General features: G+C 71.7%; 15 protein-coding genes and 2 tRNA genes. 10 read left to right on the top strand and 7 right to left on the bottom strand.

The window, feature by feature from the left end; all coding sequences use genetic code 11:
• Positions 1–16: 16 nt before the first annotated feature.
• From gyrA to ACIQCJ_RS00185, 6 genes are all read left to right on the top strand, one after another.
• A complete protein-coding gene (gene gyrA, locus ACIQCJ_RS00210) occupies positions 17–2,668 on the top strand; it encodes a DNA gyrase subunit A (protein WP_355336674.1) in 2,652 nt (883 codons plus the stop codon).
• A 3-nt stretch (positions 2,669–2,671) separates the two neighbouring features.
• Positions 2,672–3,286, top strand: coding sequence for a DUF3566 domain-containing protein (locus tag ACIQCJ_RS00205; RefSeq protein ID WP_391042007.1), 615 nt, complete (start codon positions 2,672–2,674; stop codon positions 3,284–3,286).
• Between the two features lie 83 nt (positions 3,287–3,369).
• A tRNA-Ile gene (locus tag ACIQCJ_RS00200) sits at positions 3,370–3,443 on the top strand.
• 178 nt (positions 3,444–3,621) lie between these two features.
• Positions 3,622–3,762, top strand: coding sequence for a DLW-39 family protein (locus ACIQCJ_RS00195; protein ID WP_223187219.1), 141 nt, complete (start codon positions 3,622–3,624; stop codon positions 3,760–3,762).
• Positions 3,763–3,991: 229 nt separating this feature from the next.
• Positions 3,992–6,136 (top strand): VWA domain-containing protein, encoded by a 2,145-nt coding sequence (locus ACIQCJ_RS00190; RefSeq protein WP_402710233.1) that lies wholly within the window; start codon positions 3,992–3,994, stop codon positions 6,134–6,136.
• Positions 6,133–7,524 carry a hypothetical protein gene (locus ACIQCJ_RS00185; protein WP_402710232.1) on the top strand — a complete coding sequence of 464 codons (1,392 nt, stop codon included), beginning with the start codon at positions 6,133–6,135 and terminating at the stop codon, positions 7,522–7,524. The genes ACIQCJ_RS00190 and ACIQCJ_RS00185 overlap by 4 nt, the downstream gene beginning before the upstream one ends.
• A gap of 131 nt (positions 7,525–7,655) precedes the next feature.
• Here ACIQCJ_RS00185 and ACIQCJ_RS00180 read toward each other — a convergent pair whose 3' ends face one another.
• Both ACIQCJ_RS00180 and ACIQCJ_RS00175 read right to left on the bottom strand, forming a co-directional pair.
• Positions 7,656–9,026 carry a protein kinase gene (locus tag ACIQCJ_RS00180; RefSeq protein WP_402710231.1) on the bottom strand — a complete coding sequence of 457 codons (1,371 nt, stop codon included), beginning with the start codon at positions 9,024–9,026 and terminating at the stop codon, positions 7,656–7,658.
• Positions 9,027–9,043: 17 nt separating this feature from the next.
• Positions 9,044–9,607, bottom strand: coding sequence for a DNA-binding protein (locus tag ACIQCJ_RS00175; protein WP_355336678.1), 564 nt, complete (start codon positions 9,605–9,607; stop codon positions 9,044–9,046).
• Between the two features lie 106 nt (positions 9,608–9,713).
• Here ACIQCJ_RS00175 and ACIQCJ_RS00170 point away from each other — a divergent pair.
• Positions 9,714–9,786: transfer RNA gene (locus ACIQCJ_RS00170), tRNA-Ala, on the top strand.
• 16 nt (positions 9,787–9,802) lie between these two features.
• On the opposite strand, the gene ACIQCJ_RS00165 is transcribed toward ACIQCJ_RS00170, so the two are convergent.
• From ACIQCJ_RS00165 to ACIQCJ_RS00155, 3 genes are all read right to left on the bottom strand, one after another.
• Complete coding sequence (locus tag ACIQCJ_RS00165) at positions 9,803–10,558, bottom strand: WbqC family protein (RefSeq protein WP_402710230.1); 756 nt, start codon at positions 10,556–10,558, stop codon at positions 9,803–9,805.
• A gap of 28 nt (positions 10,559–10,586) precedes the next feature.
• Positions 10,587–11,183: a YdcF family protein gene (locus tag ACIQCJ_RS00160; protein ID WP_402710825.1), complete on the bottom strand. Its 597-nt coding sequence runs from the start codon at positions 11,181–11,183 to the stop codon at positions 10,587–10,589.
• Between the two features lie 65 nt (positions 11,184–11,248).
• The gene (locus tag ACIQCJ_RS00155) at positions 11,249–12,316 is read right to left on the bottom strand and encodes a hypothetical protein (RefSeq protein ID WP_402710229.1); all 1,068 of its coding nucleotides are present in this window, start codon (positions 12,314–12,316) and stop codon (positions 11,249–11,251) included.
• Positions 12,317–12,456: 140 nt separating this feature from the next.
• Between ACIQCJ_RS00155 and tgmA the strand changes: the two genes are divergently transcribed.
• Genes tgmA through tgmC form a run of 3 tightly spaced genes read left to right on the top strand, consistent with a single transcriptional unit; the run spans position 12,457 to position 14,868 of the window.
• Complete coding sequence (gene tgmA / locus ACIQCJ_RS00150; protein WP_402710228.1) at positions 12,457–12,741, top strand: putative ATP-grasp-modified RiPP; 285 nt, start codon at positions 12,457–12,459, stop codon at positions 12,739–12,741.
• A gap of 4 nt (positions 12,742–12,745) precedes the next feature.
• Entirely contained in the window at positions 12,746–13,708 is a 963-nt protein-coding gene (gene tgmB, locus ACIQCJ_RS00145; protein ID WP_401306018.1) for an ATP-grasp ribosomal peptide maturase, read from the top strand.
• Positions 13,705–14,868, top strand: a complete 1,164-nt coding sequence (gene tgmC, locus ACIQCJ_RS00140; RefSeq protein ID WP_402710227.1) for an ATP-grasp peptide maturase system methyltransferase — start codon at positions 13,705–13,707, stop codon at positions 14,866–14,868. Before tgmB ends, tgmC begins: the two co-directional genes overlap by 4 nt.
• Before the next feature lie 72 nt (positions 14,869–14,940).
• On the opposite strand, the gene ACIQCJ_RS00135 is transcribed toward tgmC, so the two are convergent.
• Both ACIQCJ_RS00135 and ACIQCJ_RS00130 read right to left on the bottom strand, forming a co-directional pair.
• Positions 14,941–15,855, bottom strand: coding sequence for a serine hydrolase (locus ACIQCJ_RS00135; protein ID WP_402710226.1), 915 nt, complete (start codon positions 15,853–15,855; stop codon positions 14,941–14,943).
• Positions 15,852–16,820 (bottom strand): LysR family transcriptional regulator, encoded by a 969-nt coding sequence (locus ACIQCJ_RS00130; RefSeq protein ID WP_402710225.1) that lies wholly within the window; start codon positions 16,818–16,820, stop codon positions 15,852–15,854. The genes ACIQCJ_RS00135 and ACIQCJ_RS00130 overlap by 4 nt, the downstream gene beginning before the upstream one ends.
• Positions 16,821–16,860: the final 40 nt, after the last annotated feature.

The raw sequence follows: 16,860 nt of genomic DNA, 5'->3' as shown, positions 1-16,860 counted from the left end.
GGACTAATCGACAGCGATGGCCGACGACACCTCCAACGTTCCCCCCGTGCCCGACGTACCCCCGTCCGAGATGGACGAGCGCAACGAGTCGGGTGGCCTGCGCATCGAGCCCGTCGGGCTCGAGACCGAGATGCAGCGCAGCTACCTCGACTACGCGATGTCCGTCATCGTCTCGCGCGCGCTGCCGGACGTGCGGGACGGCCTCAAGCCGGTGCACCGCCGCGTGCTGTACGCGATGTACGACGGCGGCTACCGGCCCGAGAAGGGCTTCTACAAGTGCGCGCGCGTCGTCGGCGACGTGATGGGCACCTACCACCCGCACGGTGACTCCTCGATCTACGACGCGCTGGTCCGTCTCGCGCAGCCGTGGTCGATGCGGATGCCGCTGGTGGACTCCAACGGCAACTTCGGTTCCCCGGGCAACGACCCGGCCGCCGCGATGCGGTACACCGAGTGCAAGATGATGCCGCTGTCCATGGAGATGGTCCGGGACATCGACGAGGAGACCGTCGACCTCCAGGACAACTACGACGGCCGCAACCAGGAGCCGACGGTCCTCCCGGCGCGCTTCCCGAACCTGCTGATCAACGGTTCCGCGGGCATCGCGGTCGGCATGGCGACGAACATCCCGCCGCACAATCTGCGCGAGGTCGCCGACGGCGCCCAGTGGTGCCTGGCCAACCCGGACGCCACGCCCGAGGAGCTGCTCGACGCCCTCATGGAGCGGATCAAGGGCCCGGACTTCCCGACCGGCGCCCTGGTCGTCGGCCGCAAGGGCATCGAGGACGCCTACCGTACGGGCCGCGGCTCGATCACGATGCGCGCGATCGTCGAGGTCGAGGAGATCCAGAACCGGCAGTGCCTGGTCGTCACCGAGCTGCCGTACCAGACCAACCCGGACAATCTGGCGCAGAAGATCGCCGACCTGGTGAAGGACGGCAAGATCGGCGGCATCGCCGACGTCCGTGACGAGACCTCGTCGCGCACCGGCCAGCGGCTGGTCATCGTCCTCAAGCGGGACGCGGTCGCCAAGGTCGTGCTGAACAACCTGTACAAGCACACCGACCTCCAGTCCAACTTCGGCGCCAACATGCTGGCGCTGGTCGACGGCGTGCCGCGCACCCTGTCGCTGGACGCGTTCATCCGCAACTGGGTGAACCACCAGGTCGAGGTCATCGTGCGGCGGACCCGCTTCCGGCTGCGCAAGGCCGAGGAGCGCGCCCACATCCTGCGCGGTCTGCTCAAGGCGCTGGACGCGATCGACGAGGTCATCGCGCTGATCCGGCGCAGCGACACCGTCGAGGTCGCGCGCGAGGGCCTGATGGGCCTGCTCCAGATCGACGAGATCCAGGCCAACGCGATCCTGGAGATGCAGCTCCGCCGGCTGGCCGCCCTGGAGCGGCAGAAGATCATCGCCGAGCACGACGAGTTGCAGCAGAAGATCAACGAGTACAACGCGATCCTCGCCTCGCCGGAGAAGCAGCGGCAGATCATCAGCGAGGAACTCCAGGCCATCGTCGACAAGTTCGGCGACGACCGGCGCAGCAAGCTGGTGCCCTTCGACGGCGACATGTCCATGGAGGACCTGATCGCCGAGGAGGACATCGTCGTCACGATCACCCGTGGCGGCTACGTCAAGCGCACCAAGACCGAGGACTACCGGTCGCAGAAGCGCGGCGGCAAGGGCGTACGCGGCGCGAAGCTGAAGCAGGACGACATCGTCGACCACTTCTTCGTGACCACCACCCACCAGTGGCTGCTGTTCTTCACCAACAAGGGCCGGGTCTACCGGGCCAAGGCGTACGAGCTGCCGGACGCCGGGCGGGACGCGCGCGGCCAGCACGTGGCGAATCTGCTGGCCTTCCAGCCGGACGAGCGGATCGCCCAGATCCTGGCGATCAAGGACTACAACGCGGCGCCGTACCTGGTGCTGGCCACCAAGGCCGGACTGGTGAAGAAGACCGCGCTGAAGGACTACGACTCGCCGCGCGCGGGCGGTGTCATCGCGATCAATCTGCGCGAGTCCGGCGCCGTGGACGGCGACGCGGACGGCGAGGGCGCGGTGCTCGGCACCTCCGACGAGCTGATCGGCGCCGAGCTGGTCTCCGCGGAGGACGATCTGCTGCTCGTCAGCCGTAAGGCGCAGTGCATCCGCTTCACCGCCACCGACGACGCGCTGCGCCCGATGGGCCGCGCCACCTCGGGCGTGAAGGGCATGAGTTTCCGTCCAGGTGACGAACTCCTCTCGATGAATGTCGTCCGGCCCGGTACGTTCGTGTTCACCGCCACGGACGGCGGGTACGCGAAGCGCACATCGGTGGACGAGTACCGGGTCCAGGGGCGCGGCGGACTCGGTATCAAGGCGGCGAAGATCGTGGAGGACCGCGGTTCTCTGGTCGGCGCTTTGGTTGTCGAGGAGACCGATGAGATCCTGGCCATCACGCTCAGCGGTGGGGTGATCCGTACGCGGGTCAACGGGGTCAGGGAGACGGGCCGTGACACCATGGGCGTCCAACTGATCAACCTCGGTAAGCGGGACGCCGTCGTCGGCATCGCGCGGAACGCCGAAGCGGACGACGACCCGGAGTCGGCCATCGTGGCCGAAGCCGGTGAGGACGACGGAGCGGTCGCGGGCCTGGAGCCCGAGGCCGGTGAAGCGGAGGAGTAAGCCGTGAGTGGAGCCACGGGCGCCGCAGGTGGGGCGGGCAGGACCGGGGGTGCCCATGGCTCGGCCAACCTCAACGGCCCGCAAGAGGGGGGATACACCGTGACTGACACGCGTCAGCCGCCGCCGCACCAGCCGGCGCAGGCGTACGCGCCGCCGGCACCCGCCACACCTCCGCCGACGCCGGGTTCGCCCGCCGCCGCGGGGGTGCGCAGGCCGCGTCCCGCGGCCCGGTCGGTGCCGCGCACCCGCAAGGCGCGGCTGCGGATCGCCAAGGCCGATCCCTGGTCGGTGATGAAGGTGAGCTTCCTGCTCTCCATCGCACTGGGCATCTGCACGATCATCGCCGTGGCGGTGCTGTGGATGGTGCTGGACGCGATCGGCGTCTTCAGCACCGTCGGCGACACCATCAGCGAGGCCACCACGTCCGAGCAGGGCGGCAGCGGCGGCTTCGACCTGGTGTCGTTCCTGTCGCTCTCCCGGGTGATGGTCATCACCTGTGTGATCGCCGTGATCGACGTCATCCTGGCCACCGCGCTGGCCACGCTCGGCGCCTTCGTCTACAACCTCTCGGCGGGCTTCGTCGGCGGTGTCGAGCTGACGCTGGCGGAGGACGAGTAGCCGTCCGTCAGGGCGGCAGGTCGGGGCGGCGGATACCGATTTTGGGACATGGCCCAGGGTGCGCTAATCTTTCGGTGCAGCGCGGGGCTATAGCTCAGACGGTTAGAGCGCTTCCCTGATAAGGAAGAGGCCCCAGGTTCAAGTCCTGGTAGCCCCACCGCGTGAAGGCCCCCAACCGCAAGTCGGTTGGGGGCCTTCGGTGTGTACGGGGGGTGTGAGGCCGCGCTGTTGAGGGTAGAACGAAAGGCCGCACAGGTCACCGTTCGGTATCGGCCGCTGTGTATAGTCGGGCGCGTCAGAAGCTCTCCCCACGGAATCAAGGAGGAGGTCACGCGATGAAGAAGTTTCTCCTGGTCGCCCTGGCCGCCGTCGCCGGACTGTTCGTATACCGACAGATTCAGGCGGACCGCGCCGAGCAGGACCTGTGGACCGAAGCCACCGACACGGTTCCGGCGGGATCCAGCACGACCGTGTGAACCGTACGTACTGTCTTCGGGCCCCGGCCGCACTCATGGGTGAGTGCCGCCGGGGCTTCGCTGTTTCCGGGGGCCGTGGGGGCGGGTCGGGGGACTTGGCCGCTGCCGGGGCGTGCGGGCGAGCCCGGCTCGGCTGTTGCGGGACCGTGACAGGAACCGCTTGAGTTTGCCTGAGCAAATCCTTAGGTTTGCTCTTGCAAATGAAGTGGAGTGAGGGGGATGTGACGGCATGGAACGACGACCACCACCGGGGCGGGCAGCCGCCACCGCCGCGCTGCTCGGGGCGCTGCTCCTGGCCTGCGCGGCCGTGCTGACCGGCGCGGGAACCGCCGCCGCGGCCCCGGCCGCACCCGCCGCGCCGGCCGCCCCGGCCGTCGGGCAGGACGGCAGCCTGATCATGGTGCTGGACTCCTCCGGCTCGATGGCGGGCCCCGACGGCTCGGGCAGCACCCGGATCGCCTCGGCCCGCAAGGCCGTCGGCTCCGTCGTGGACTCGCTGCCGGACGGCTACCCGACCGGACTGCGGGTCTACGGCGCGGGCAAGCCGCACGGCTGCGACGACACCTCGCTCGCCAAGCCGGTCACCCCGCTCGACCGGGACGCCGTCAAGCGCGCGGTGGACGCCGTACAGCCCAAGGGGGACACCCCGACGGCGCTCGCGCTCACCAAGGCGGCCGACGACCTGCCCGCCGACGGGCGGCGCACGATCCTGCTGATCTCGGACGGCGAGTCCAACTGCGGGGCGCCCAAGCCGTGCGACGTGGCCGCGCGGCTCGCGGGCGACGGCAAGGACGGCATCGACCTGCGGATCAACACGGTCGGCTTCCAGGTCAAGGGCGCGGCCCGCGACGAGCTGGAGTGCGTCGCCCGCGCCGGGCACGGCTCGTACTACGACGCGCCGGACGCCGCCTCGCTCGCCCGCCAGCTCGTGCGCGCCTCCCAACTGAGCGCGGACGCGTACCGCTTCGAGGGCACCCGGATCACCGGCGGCGACTCGGCGGAGCACGCCGCCTCGATCAGCACCGGCCAGTACCTCGACACCATCGGCCCCGGCGAGACGCGCTGGTACGCCGCCACGCTGGACGGCGTCTCGACCGCCGACGCGTCGGTCACCGCGGCCCCGCAGCCGGGCGTGCCGGTCACCTACGGCGACGGCCTGGAGCTGAAGCTCACGGGGACGGGTAAGTACGCCTACTCCTGCGACACGCAGTCCGCGCACTTCGGGCAGAACGAGGGCGCGATGACGCTGACCGGCGCGGTCAGCCGGGTGCCGTCCGCCGACCACAAGGACGACTGCGACAAGGCGGGCCGCTACCTGCTGTCGGTGCACCGGACGAGCGCGCCCGCCTCCGACCGGAGCCGCTGGCCGGTCGAACTGCGGCTGGACGCCGAGGCGCCGCTGCCCGCGGGCACCACACCGGCCGCCGCGCGGACCGATTACGGGGCCGCGCCCGCGCCCGTCACCGGCACGCCCAAGGACCTCGTCGGCGGCACCGGCTTCAACGACGCCGCACGGGTCGGCACCGGCGTCTGGCGGGACCACCTGCTGCCCGGCCAGACCCGCTACTACAAGGTCCACCTCGGCTGGGGCCAGCAGCTCACCTACGCGGCGGAATTCGCCAACGAGCCGGTCCTGGACGACTCCTCGTCCCACGCGTCCACCTTCGTCACCACCTCGGCCTTCGCGCCCGGCAGGCTCCCGATCGAGAGCGCCTCCGACGCCCGCGGCGAGCGCTCGTACTTCGGCAAGCCGCTGTCGGTCGGCCTCGGTACCGTCCCGGTGACCTGGACCAACCGCTGGACGGTCGGCGACCCGGCCGACACCGTGCACAGCGCGGGCGACTACTGGATCGCGGTCGGACTCGGCCCGAACGCGGCGCAGTTGGCCAAGAACGCCGCTGTCGGCGTCATCCTGCGGGTCGCGGTCACCGGTGACGAGCTGGCGGGCCCCGAGTACCAGGCGCCGAAGCTGGCCCGGCAGGGCGGCGACCGGAACGGCGCGAGCGGCGCCGACGGCGGTACGAAGGGCCGGGCCGCGGGTGACGGTGACGGTGACGGTGACGGTACGGGCTCCGCCGCGGGGTCCGGCATCGGCTCGGTCACGGGCAAGGACCTGCTCGCGGCGGGGACGGGCGGCGCCGTGGCGCTGGCCGGGGTCGGGGTGGCGGCGCTGATCCGCCGCGCCGGGGCCCGTCAGCGGTTCCGCGCGCAGGCGGACACGCTGGTCGGCCCTCAGACGGGCACACACACCGGCACACAGACGAGCACACAGACCGGCACTCAACCGGGCACTCAGACGGGCCCTGAGACCGGCACTCAACCGGGCACTCAACCGGGCACTCAGTCCGGCGACGACTACAGGGGTGGGGCATGAAGCGCCAACTGACGTTCACCGCGGCGGCGGGCGTGCTCGCGCTCGCCGCGCTCCAGGGACAGGCGGCGGCCGACACGGCGTCACCGTCCGCGCCCCCGTCCTCCGCGTCGGGGTCGTCCTCGGCCGGTTCCACGGGGGTCCCGACCGAGGCCCCGGCCACCTGGAAGCCGGAGGGCACCGCCGTCTCGGGGGCGCAGACCACGGCGGACGCGCCGCCGTTGAAGGCCGCGACCACGTACCGGGGCATGATCAAGCCGAACGAGACCCGGATGTACGGGATCACGCTCGACGCCACGTCCTCGGCGTACGCCTCGGCCTTCGCGCTGCCGCCGACCGGCTCGCGGGTGGCGTACAACGACGGGCTGGAGCTTGAACTCCAGAGCGCGGACGGCACCACCTGCGACAGCCGGGACGCCAACTTCCGTGACGACGACGCGACCCGGCCGATCGGCTCGGCGGTCGCGCGGCTGGCGGGCGTCGGCACGTCCTGCCAGGAGGCCAACCAGTACACGCTGTCGGTGCACCGGACGAGCGCGGGGACGTCCGACCCCGGCGCGTGGCCGCTGGAGCTGCGCTTCGTCCTCGAACCCGCGCTGAAGGCCGGGACGACGGCGCAGCCCGCGCCGAACTTCGGCTCCGCGTCGCCGACCCCGCTGACCGCGGGCACCCCGCGGCAGGCCCGCGGCGGCCCCAGCTTCGAGACGGCGGCGGCCGTCAAGACCGGCATCTGGAAGGACAAGGTGCTGCCGGGCGAGACGCGCTTCTACAAGGTCCCGGTCGACTGGGGCCAGCAGGCCACCGTCTTCTCGGACTTCTCCAGCGCTCCGGCCAACGGCGACAGCGCCACGTACATCGGCCAGGGCGTGCGGCTGACGGCGTACAGCCCGGTCCGCGAGCTGATCGACTCCGTCGACCACTCCTACTCCGGCGCGCCGACCTCGCTGAACGAGCGGCTGGCGCCGGTGTCGTACGCCAACAGGGCGGGCAGCGCCACCGATGTGGTGCGGGTGCGGTACGCGGGCTGGTACTACTTCGCGGTCACCGTGCACCCCGATGTCGCCAAGGCGGTGACGGGCGCGGTGCCGGTCACCCTGCGGGTGGACGTCAAGGGCGAGGCGCTGCCCGCGCCCGCGTACGACGGTGATCCGGGCGCGGCCGGCATCGGCGTCAGCGCGCACGACGTCTCGGCGGCGAACGGCTCGGGTACCGGGTCGTCCGGGTCGTCCGGCAGTTCGGGGCTGCGCTTCCTCGCCTTCGGCGCCATGGGCGCCGGGACGGTGCTGCTGCTCACGCTCGTGGTGTGGTTCGTCGCCGCGCGGCGACGGGCGGCGCGGACGGCGGACGCGGTGCCGCCGCAGCCGGGGTACGGGCCGCCGCCTGCCTGGTAGCGGGTGTCTTCTACGGGCTCTCGGACGGGCTCTCGTACGGGTTCTTGTACGGGCACTTGTTTACGGATGCCGGTAACAGTCGCTCTCCTGGAGGGCGGTTGTTACCCGTTTCCGCGCGGAGGCCGGCGGCTCTAGGAGGCCAGCAGGGCCAGGATGCCGACGACGAAGCACAGGACGGCGACGACGAGGACCGGCACGACCACCTTGGCCGAAGGGCCCGGCGTGGGCGCGCGGACCGGGAGGCGGGCCGAGACCGTACCGGCGCTGTGACCGGCCGCGGGGTCCGCGGCGGCCTGGCCGGTGGCCGCCGGGTCGGGCAGCGGGCGCGTCGGGGCCGTACGAGCGATGGGCGCGGCCGGGGGGAGCGGCTGGGCGGGGGTGTACGGCTCCGCGCGGGTCCTGGTGTGGGTGACCGGCTGTACGGGGGCGGGGGCCGTTGTCTGCGGGCCGACTGTCTGCGGGCCGACTGTCTGCGGGGCGGCCGTCTGCGGGGCGGCGAGGGGGAAGCCGGTGGTGAGGGCGCGGGCCGGTTCCGGGACGGCCGGGGCGGCGGGCGCGGCGGGTTCCGGTTCCGCGGGCCCCGCGTGCCTCGCGCGTTCCGCGGACTGCGAGGACTTGGCGGGCAGCGGGCCGTCCGGGCCGAAGCCCTCGGGCAGCGGGCCGATCTGGTCGAAGACCTCCACCGGTTCGTCGCCCGCGGCCGGTTCCCCGATCAGCTCCACGGCGGCGGCCAGCGCCTTGCGCGCGCCGTTGGCCGTACGGAATCTGGCCCGCGGGTCGGGTTGCAGCAGCGCGCCGATGACCTGCCACAGCGGCTCCGGCACCCCCACGGGCGCGGGCGGCATGCCCATCGTCAGGAAGCGCTCCGAGATCGCCTGCGCGTCCGGCTTCTGCCCGCCCAGCAGATAGAGCGCGACCAGGCCCACCGCGTAGAGGTCGGCGGGGACGTCGGGCTCGGCGCCGAGCATCTGCTCCGGCGCGAAGTAGCCGGGCGTGCCGACCACGTAGTCCGTCTCGGTCAGCCGCGGCTCGCCCTTGCGCATGGCGATGCCGAAGTCCGACAGGCGCAGGTGCGGGGTGCCGGTGCCGGTCGCCTCCAGCAGGATGTTCGCGGGCTTGATGTCGCGGTGGACGACGCCCTCGGCGTGCACGGCGGTCAGCCCGGACAGCAACTGGTCGAGCAGCACGCACACATAGTGCGGCGGCAGCGGCCCGTAGTCGCCGATCAGGTGCGACAGCGAGCCGCCGTGCACCAGGTCCATGGTGAACAGCACCTTGTCGTCGTCGGCCGCCCAGCTCGCCGGGGCCAGCACATGGGGGTGGTCGATCCGCATCGCCTGTTCGCGGACGAAACGCAGCAGCGCGTGCGCGTCGCTCTGCTGGAGGACCTTGGCGGCCACGTAGCGGCGCCTGCGGCGGTCCCACGAGCGCCAGACCGCGCCCACGCCGCCGCGGCCGATCGGGTCCACCAGTTCGTACCGGCCCGCGAAGACCTCACCCATGGTGCGCGCCCCTCCCCTCAGTCCTGATGCGCCTCGTAGTGCGCGACCGCCTCACCGGTCCGCCCGGCGCCGTACACACGAAGGAACTCTGCCAGTTGCGGGTGGGCGGGCGCGAGGGAGTGCGCCGCCCGCTCGATCTCCTGCGCGGACGCGACCGACCGCAGCACGTCCTGGATGCCCCGCACCACCTGCCGCGCGGGCGCCGCCGGGAGCTCCCCGGCCGCCGAGTGCGTCGTCGTCCCGCCCAGCACCGACGACCCGGCCAGCTCCCGGATCTCGTCCATCCGCGCCGCGGCCTCGATCGCCCCCGTCCGGCCCTCCGCCACCTGCCACGCCAGCTCCTGCAACGCCTGCAACCGCTGCACCACCGCCGGATTCCCGATCTTCGCCCGCTGCCCGCTCATGAGCTGCGACAGCATCGGCGCCGACAGCCCCAGCACCGCCGCCAGCCGCGCCTGGTTCAGCCCCAGGTCCGCCAGCAGCCGCCTGAACAGATCCCCCAACGGCTCCCCGTACCACCCCCGCTGCAACTCCCTCGCCTCCTGCGCGCGACGTGCCGAGTCCTGCGCCGACGCATCCATACGCGCTCCCAATTTGCTCCCGCGAATCCAGCAAACCCATCCTACGGACCCACCCCCATACCCGTTCGGCCCCCGCCCCCGGAACCGGTACGCTGTCTCCCGTAGCGGGGCCTTAGCTCAGTTGGTAGAGCGCTGCCTTTGCAAGGCAGATGTCAGGAGTTCGAATCTCCTAGGCTCCACCCCCGTTTGTGCAGTTCAGCGGCCCCCTCGCCCGGTTCGGGCGAGGGGGCCGCTGGCGTGCGGGACACGAGCTGTGAGGAACTCGTCGAACGCGGCCTTGATGTTGCGGGGGCCGTACGCGGCGAGTGCCCACAGGGCGGACACTGTCGCCGCCCCCGTCCACAGGCCCTCGGAGGATGGTGGACGGAGTGCGTGGACGCTGAGACCCCGCTCGGCGAAGGGGCTTCGGTCGAGGTATCGCATGCCGCCCGTGCCGCAGAGGTAGGTGTCGGCGCCGACCGCCCTCGTGAGGTCGGCCAGGCGTGCCGAGCGGTCCGAGGACGCGGCGAGGTCACTGCTGTGCACGATGGAGCCGCGCCAGTCCAGGACGTTCAGCAGGGCGCGGGTGGTGGATTCAGCGACGGACGCTGTCCCACCGGTTTCAGTGACCGCCTGGACTGCGGGTTGGAGGGCGGCTTGCAGTGACGGCCAGTAGCCGCTGAGGCGGTAGTGCTGTGCGGGCAACTGGCTGAGGCGCCGGGCGGCGCGTGACGGGTCTACGAGTCGGGCCTCGCGGATCAATGTTGCGCGCCCGTAAGGGAGATGGGTTTCCACGGACAGCCACCGGCATTGCTCCGGGCGGTGGAGCCCCGCGAGCCGGGCTCGGTGCTGGTAGTCGCGACGGACGAACTGGACGTCGTCGAGGACCACCCATACGTCGGCCGCGTAGAGCTTCGCCAGTGTGGAGAGGCGGGGCAGGAGGTTGGGCTGATGGATCGCGCACGAGCGCACGGCCGGTGCGTGCAAGGAGGCGGTTCGGTCAGCCGGGCAGGAGCCAGGTGTCGTAACCACCGGCGCGGAGGCGTTCGAAGGCATCGCGGACCCTTTCAGGGACGTGCTGCTCGATGGCGAATCCGCGCTTGGGGTACTCCATCACCCGTTCCATGTCGCCCATGAGCATGTCGATGAGCTGCTTCTCGTCGTCATGCGTCCTGACGTACTCGTCGTACGGCAAAGGCTGGGAGACGCAGACCGGCTCGACCTCGGGCCACACCTTGCGGCACGTCGCGTAGGCCCGGCGCTGCATGTACGGCATGGAGATCAGGAGAAGGGTGGTCACCGGGATGCCCGCGTTCTCCAGCACTTCGCGGGAGAAGCCGATGTTCTGACCGGTGTTGGTGGCCTTGGGCTCCAGCAGGATCGCCTCGTCCGGCACTCCCAGGGAGAGCGCGTGCTCGCGGTAGTGGGTGGCTTCGCCGCGCGGGAATCGTGCCTGGGTGGCTGCGCTGGTGTCGCCTGTGAAGACCACGGTCGGGAACATGCCGGCGCGGTAGAGGCCAGCGGCGGTGGTGGCCACACCGAGGTCGAGGCTGCCGAGGGTGATCGCGGCGGAGCAGGGCTTCAGCTCGTGGCCCATCTGGTGGAAGTCCCAGATGGTGCGGGCGTCGGCCCGGTCCGCGTCGCTGATCGGTGCCTGCCTGGTCACGCGTACTCCTCGCTCTCACGCACGCTCTTGATGCTGCGCAGTTGGTGTTTCAGGCCGTACCGGGTGGCGGTGTCGGAGGCCCGGTCGAGCACGGAGTCGCCGGCACTGCGGGTGGCCGGGTCGGTGAGCAGGATGTGACCGTGCGCGGTGTCGATCTGGACGCGCTGGAGCGGGGTCTCGAAACGGCCGTTGCTGCGGGCCGTGTCGATGTACGCCAGCGCCCGGGTGAGATCGCCGACGCCGCGGTGCGCCAGCGCGAGCTTCTGCTGGGCGGTCGCCCAGTCCTCCGGTTCGTCCAGGTTCTCGAACCGCTCGGCTGCCTGTGCCATGACCTGGATGGCGAACTCGTTGCGGCCGTGCTTGGACAGGGCGGTGCCGATCCACAGCAGGGCGCGAGCGCGGTCGGCCGAGCCGAGCCTTTCGTCGTCGGTGAGCTGTTGATAAAGCGTGGCGGCGGGGGCCAGCCGTCCGGCCATCTCGGTGACCACCGCGAGCGATAGTTCGATCTGCGCGGCCCGGCGGGGGATGCCGAGTTCGGTGAACACGGCGTGGGCGTCGCAGTAGAGGCGCTTGGCGGTCATCAAGTCCTGAAGGGTGCCCTGGAGTCGGCGCAGGTCGCCGGAGAGGACCAGGGAGCGACCGTAGAGGTACAAGCCGCGATCGTCCAGGTCCCGTGTCCGGACCCGACCGAGCCAACGTTCCAGGAGGCTGGCGGCGAAGGAGAAGTCCTGGCGGTCGAGACACACCGCGCTGCGCTCCAGATCCTCCGTCCAGGTCTCGTAATCGGCGACCGTGAGCGAGGGCGTCCTGGTCGGTCGCCGCCCGGGGAACGAACCCATGAGCTGATCGAATCGGGCTTGTACGGCGGCGTCGGAACGAGCGAGGGCTGTGTCGAGAATGGCTTGCGTGTCGGGCCAGGGGCAGGTGTCCGTGCCCAGCTTCTCCCACTTCGAGACGGTGCGGATGCCGACGCCGAGATGCGCCGCATAAGCACGCACACTCATGCGCAGCGCCTGCCGCAGCAAGCCCGCCTCGTGGCCCGTCCATCGACTCACGTTCACCACAGCGCGCCTACCTCCCGCCGCCATGGAATCACGGACGGTGTGCGAGCGGCCACGGAAGTGCCACAAAGGTGCAACGGCGGTTCATTCCCGGCGGGATGGGGCCGCGGCAGGCTCGAAGGACCCGATCCGTTCGTCCCGCCGTGGAGGTCATCAGCGTGGTCACCCGAACCGAGCAGCGACTCGCGCCCCAGCCCACCGCACCGTGGGGCGTCGGCCGTCTCGCCCCGTACCCGGCCACCGCACAGCGCCCGCATGCCACGGTCGTCGTCGACCCCGGCACGCAATTAGGTGTGTTCCGCGATCGCGCCGGTCTGCTGGTCGAGATGGGCGCGCACGGCACCAGCAAGGGCACCGAAACGTCGACCACCACGAACTCGGACTCCAAGAACGATCAGGGTCACGACCAGGATTCCGAGCAGGACTGACGCCGTGACCGAGGAGAGGCCGGTTCTGGTGGTGACCGAGGCGGACGACCTGACCGCCGACATGGTGATCACCGAACTCAACCGGCGGAATGTGCCCGTGGTCAGGTTCAACCCTGCTGACATCGGTGCCGACTTGACGGTCTCGACCCGGTTCGGCACCCGCCCGGACTCCATGGCCGGGCGGCTGCGCACCCGGTCGAGGACAGCCGACCTGGCCCGCGTCCGCGCGGTGTACTGGCGCCGCCCCGAGTGGCCGGCCTTCTCCCATCTGCGCCCGGACGACGCCCGGTTCGCGGCTGCGCACGTCCGCTTCGGGCTCGGCGGTCTCCTCTACGCGATGGACGGCCCGCTCTGGGTGAACCATCCCCAGCGGATCGCCGCCGCCGACTACAAACCCGCGCAGCTCGCCCTCGCACAGCGACTCGGCCTCGCCGTCCCGGCCACCCTCATCACCAACGACCCGGACGAAGCACGCGAGTTCATTGCCGGTATCCGAGGCGACGTGCTGTTCAAAACGCTGCGCTGGACCCCGTACGTGCGGGACGGCGTACCGGTCACCGGCTGGGCCGAACCCGTGTCCGCCGACGAGGTCGACGAAAGCGTCCGTGTCGCGCCGCACCTGTTTCAGGCTCGCGTGGAGAAAGCCGCCGACGTCCGTGTCCTGGTGGTCGGCCGGCGCACGTTCGCCGTGCGGATCCAGTCCGGTCTGCTGGACTGGCGCAAGGACTACAGCGCCCTCACCTACACCGTCGAGCGCCTTCCCGAGGAGGTGGCCAAGGCGCTCCACCTCTATCTGGAGTGTCTCGGCCTGGTGTCGGGGAGCTTCGACCTCGCCGTGGATCGGGCGGGCGACTACTGGTGGCTGGAGTTGAATCCCAACGGCCAGTGGGGGTGGCTGGCGACCGAGACCGGCCTCCCGATGTCCTCCGCGTTCGCCGACCTGCTCGCACAAGGAGAAAGCCCGTGACCGATTCCGCGCCCGAGCGCCGCCGCCTCGCCACGGCGCTGGCTCGACACGGCGACCTCATCTCGCCCTGGCTGCGCGCGGCCGTCGAAGCCGTACCCCGCGAGGTGTTCCTCCGCCCCGGGGTGTTCCTCGACGAGGGCGGCCTCTGGAAACCCGTCACGGCGGCCGGCACCGAGCCCACCGAGTGGCTCAGGACCGCGTACGGTCGCGACACCCTCACCACTCAGCTCGACGGCCACCTGACCGCCGACCAGACGGCCGAGTCCGTTGCCGGGGTGCCCACTTCCTCCTCCACCACCCCGGCCACCGTCGTCCGGATGATCGAGAATCTGGACCTGGAGCCCGGCCACCGGGTCCTGGAAATCGGCACCGGTACCGGCTACTCCTCCGCCCTGATGTGCCACGGCCTCGGCGCGGAGAACGTGACCACGGTCGAGGTCGATCCGGAGGTGGCCGAGCGCGCGGACACCGCGCTGGAATCGCTCGGTTTCTCCGCATGGACCGTCACCGGCGACGGCCTCCTCGGGTACCCACGGAACGCCCCGTACGACCGCGTGATCGCCACCTGCGCCGTCCGCCGCATCCCGCACACCTGGATCCTCCAGACCAAGCCCGGGGGCACCATCCTGGCCACCGTGGGCTCCTGGCCGTACGGAACCGGCCTGGCCAAGGTGATCGTCGACGACGACGGCAACGCCGAGGGCCGCATTGCCGGCCGCTCGTCGTTCATGCAGGCACGTGCCCAAGCCGTCGTGCCGGTGGCAGGCGACCTGTCCGCCCGCACCGCCTACGTGGACAGCGAGCGGAAGACGAAGGTGCCACCGACCCTCCTCGACGACTGGATGCCGGCCTTCCTCGCTCAACTCGCCGCACCTGGCGCACATCTCGTCCGCGCCGTCCGGAGCGACGGGACCGGCCTGCTGTACCTCTTCGACCCCGACCGGGAGTCCTTCGCGGAATTCACCGCCCAGGACGGCCGGTGGACGGTCCGGCAGGGCGGCCCCGTACCTCTCTGGGACAGGATCGAGGGCGCGCTCGTCGCCTGGCAGGCCGCCGGACACCCTGAGATCAACTCGGTACGGCTCCGCGTCACCCAGGCGTCCCACCGCTACTGGATCGAAGGGACGTCGGCCCTGACCTGGGAACACGTCCTCGCCTGAGGCGTGGTGAGGATCTCCGCAGAGTCGTCCACACCGCGAAGGCTCACCGTCGTACCTGGGGGCCGGGGGCGGTCAGGTGGTGCGGGTGGCGCGTAGTGCTTCCACCGCCAGTCGCGCCGCCGTGCCGATGACGGCGTCGGCGCGCGGGAGTTTGGTGTCGGAGCGGGCGGCCTGGGTGAAGACGACGGCGGTGTAGGCGGTGCCGTCGGGGAATTCGACGACGCCCGCCTCGTGGCGCAGTGAGCCGAAGGTGCCGGTTTTGCCGTAGACGGTGATGTCGTCGTAGGGGAAGCCGGAGGCGAGGCGGTGGGTCCAGGGCTGTCGGCGCATGACGTCGCGCATGAAGGCGCAACGGGCGGCGGAGGCGGCCTCGTCGGTCCAGATCGCGCGGAGCAGCACGGCGATGTCGGCGGGGGTGCCGGACGCCGTGAAGGCCGGGTCGTACACGCCGGGGGGTGCGACCGAGTCGTTGTCGGCGACGCGGGCGAGGGCCGCGTCCAGGGAGGCGGCGCCCGTCTCGGCGACCAGGCGGCTGAACGTGCCGGCGGCGCCGCCGTGGACGCGGGTGTCGGACATGCCCAGCTCGCGGCACATGGCGTCGACCACGTCGGGACCGACCGCGCGGAGGACGGCGTCGGCCGCGGCGTTGTCGGAGATGGTCATCATCAGGACGACCAGGTCGCGCAGGGACATGGTGACGGGGTCGCGGAGTACGGAGACGCCGGTCGCGCCGGGGACGCGCTCGTCGGGCTCCAGCGTCACCGGGCGGCGCGGGTCGAGCAGCCCGGCGTCCGCGAGGCGGCAGAAGGCGGCCATCAGCGGCACCTTGTAGACGGAGGCGATGGGCAGCCGTTCGCCGGGGTCGATCGTCACCTGGTCGGACGGGCGGCGCAGATCCGCCACGTGCAGCCAGCCGCGGACGCCCGCGTCGTCGAACAGGGCGCGGATGGCCCGCTCGACCCCGCTCGTGTGCCGGGTGCCGCTCACGGCGCCACCCGCCGGGCCGGGACGCCGTGCGGAGAGTGCACAGAGGTGTGAGGGGCCGCGACGCCACGGGCCAGGCTCTCCTCGAACCGCCGCGCCGTCCGCGCGGTCTCCCCCGCCCCCGGCCGCCGCGGATTCCAGGCCACCCGCAGCCGCAGCGGAAGCGGCGGATCGGCCGCCGCGCGCCGCTCCACCCCCGAGGCCGTCAGCGTGTCGTCCGCCGTGACCAGCACCGCCTGGCCCGCCGCCACCAGTGCGAGCCCGGCGCGCTCGTCGGAGACCACCACCGTCTCCACCCGGCGGCCACGGCTGGCCAGGGTGTCCACGAACAGGTCGTGGGCCGCGGGCGCCTCGGCCCGCGGTCGTACGGCGACGGGCAGCCGCGGCGGCGCGCCACCGCCACCGCCATCGTCACCGTGACCGTCGCCGTGAGAAACGTGCGGACCTGCCGGGGTGAGGAGCCAGGTCGGCAGCAGGATCACCCGGCCCGCGGTGAGACCGTGCAGCACGGACGGGTGCCGGATCACGGCGATGTCCAGCCGCCCGGCGGCGAGGTCGTTGAGCAGTACGGCCGTCGGCGCCGTCGTCACGCCGATGCGCGTCCGTTCACCGGTCCGTACCGGCGCGCCCGCGACGTCGGCCGCCGCGCCGGCCGCGAGGGGCGCGGGCACCTCGGGGGCCAGCCCGAGGCGCAGACGGCGGCCGTCGGCCTGCTCACGTGCACCGGTCTCGCGCAGCTCCGCGAGCGCGGCCAGCGCCCGGCGGGCGTGCGGGAGCAGCAGGGCGCCCTCCTCGGTGAGGGACACCCCGCGCTCGCGGTCGAAGAGGCGGACGCCGAGCAGCGCCTCCAGCCGCCGCAGGCCCTGCGACAGCGGCGGCTGCGTGATGCCGACCCGCTGCGCGGCGCTCCCGAAGTGTCCCTCTTCCGCCAGCGCGACGAAGATTTCCAGATGCCGTTCCGTCAGCAATCCGTGCCCCCTAGCGTGGGCCGATACGGCCTGTGAATCG

This window comes from Streptomyces sp. NPDC093221, assembly GCF_044753885.1.
Lineage (GTDB): Bacteria > Actinomycetota > Actinomycetes > Streptomycetales > Streptomycetaceae > Actinacidiphila.
Note: the sequence above shows the minus strand (reverse complement) of the source record. Positions and strands in the feature narration are given on the sequence as shown.

Bases quoted from the DNA above. Each gene is read 5' to 3' on its own strand.
- gyrA (WP_355336674.1), top strand. From the start codon at position 17: ATGGCCGACGACACCTCCAACGTTCCCCCCGTGCCCGACGTACCCCCG.
- ACIQCJ_RS00195 (WP_223187219.1), top strand. From the start codon at position 3,622: ATGAAGAAGTTTCTCCTGGTCGCCCTGGCCGCCGTCGCCGGACTGTTC.
- ACIQCJ_RS00190 (WP_402710233.1), top strand. From the start codon at position 3,992: ATGGAACGACGACCACCACCGGGGCGGGCAGCCGCCACCGCCGCGCTG.
- ACIQCJ_RS00185 (WP_402710232.1), top strand. From the start codon at position 6,133: ATGAAGCGCCAACTGACGTTCACCGCGGCGGCGGGCGTGCTCGCGCTC.
- ACIQCJ_RS00180 (WP_402710231.1), bottom strand. From the start codon at position 9,026: ATGGGTGAGGTCTTCGCGGGCCGGTACGAACTGGTGGACCCGATCGGC.
- ACIQCJ_RS00175 (WP_355336678.1), bottom strand. From the start codon at position 9,607: ATGGATGCGTCGGCGCAGGACTCGGCACGTCGCGCGCAGGAGGCGAGG.
- ACIQCJ_RS00160 (WP_402710825.1), bottom strand. From the start codon at position 11,183: ATGGGCCACGAGCTGAAGCCCTGCTCCGCCGCGATCACCCTCGGCAGC.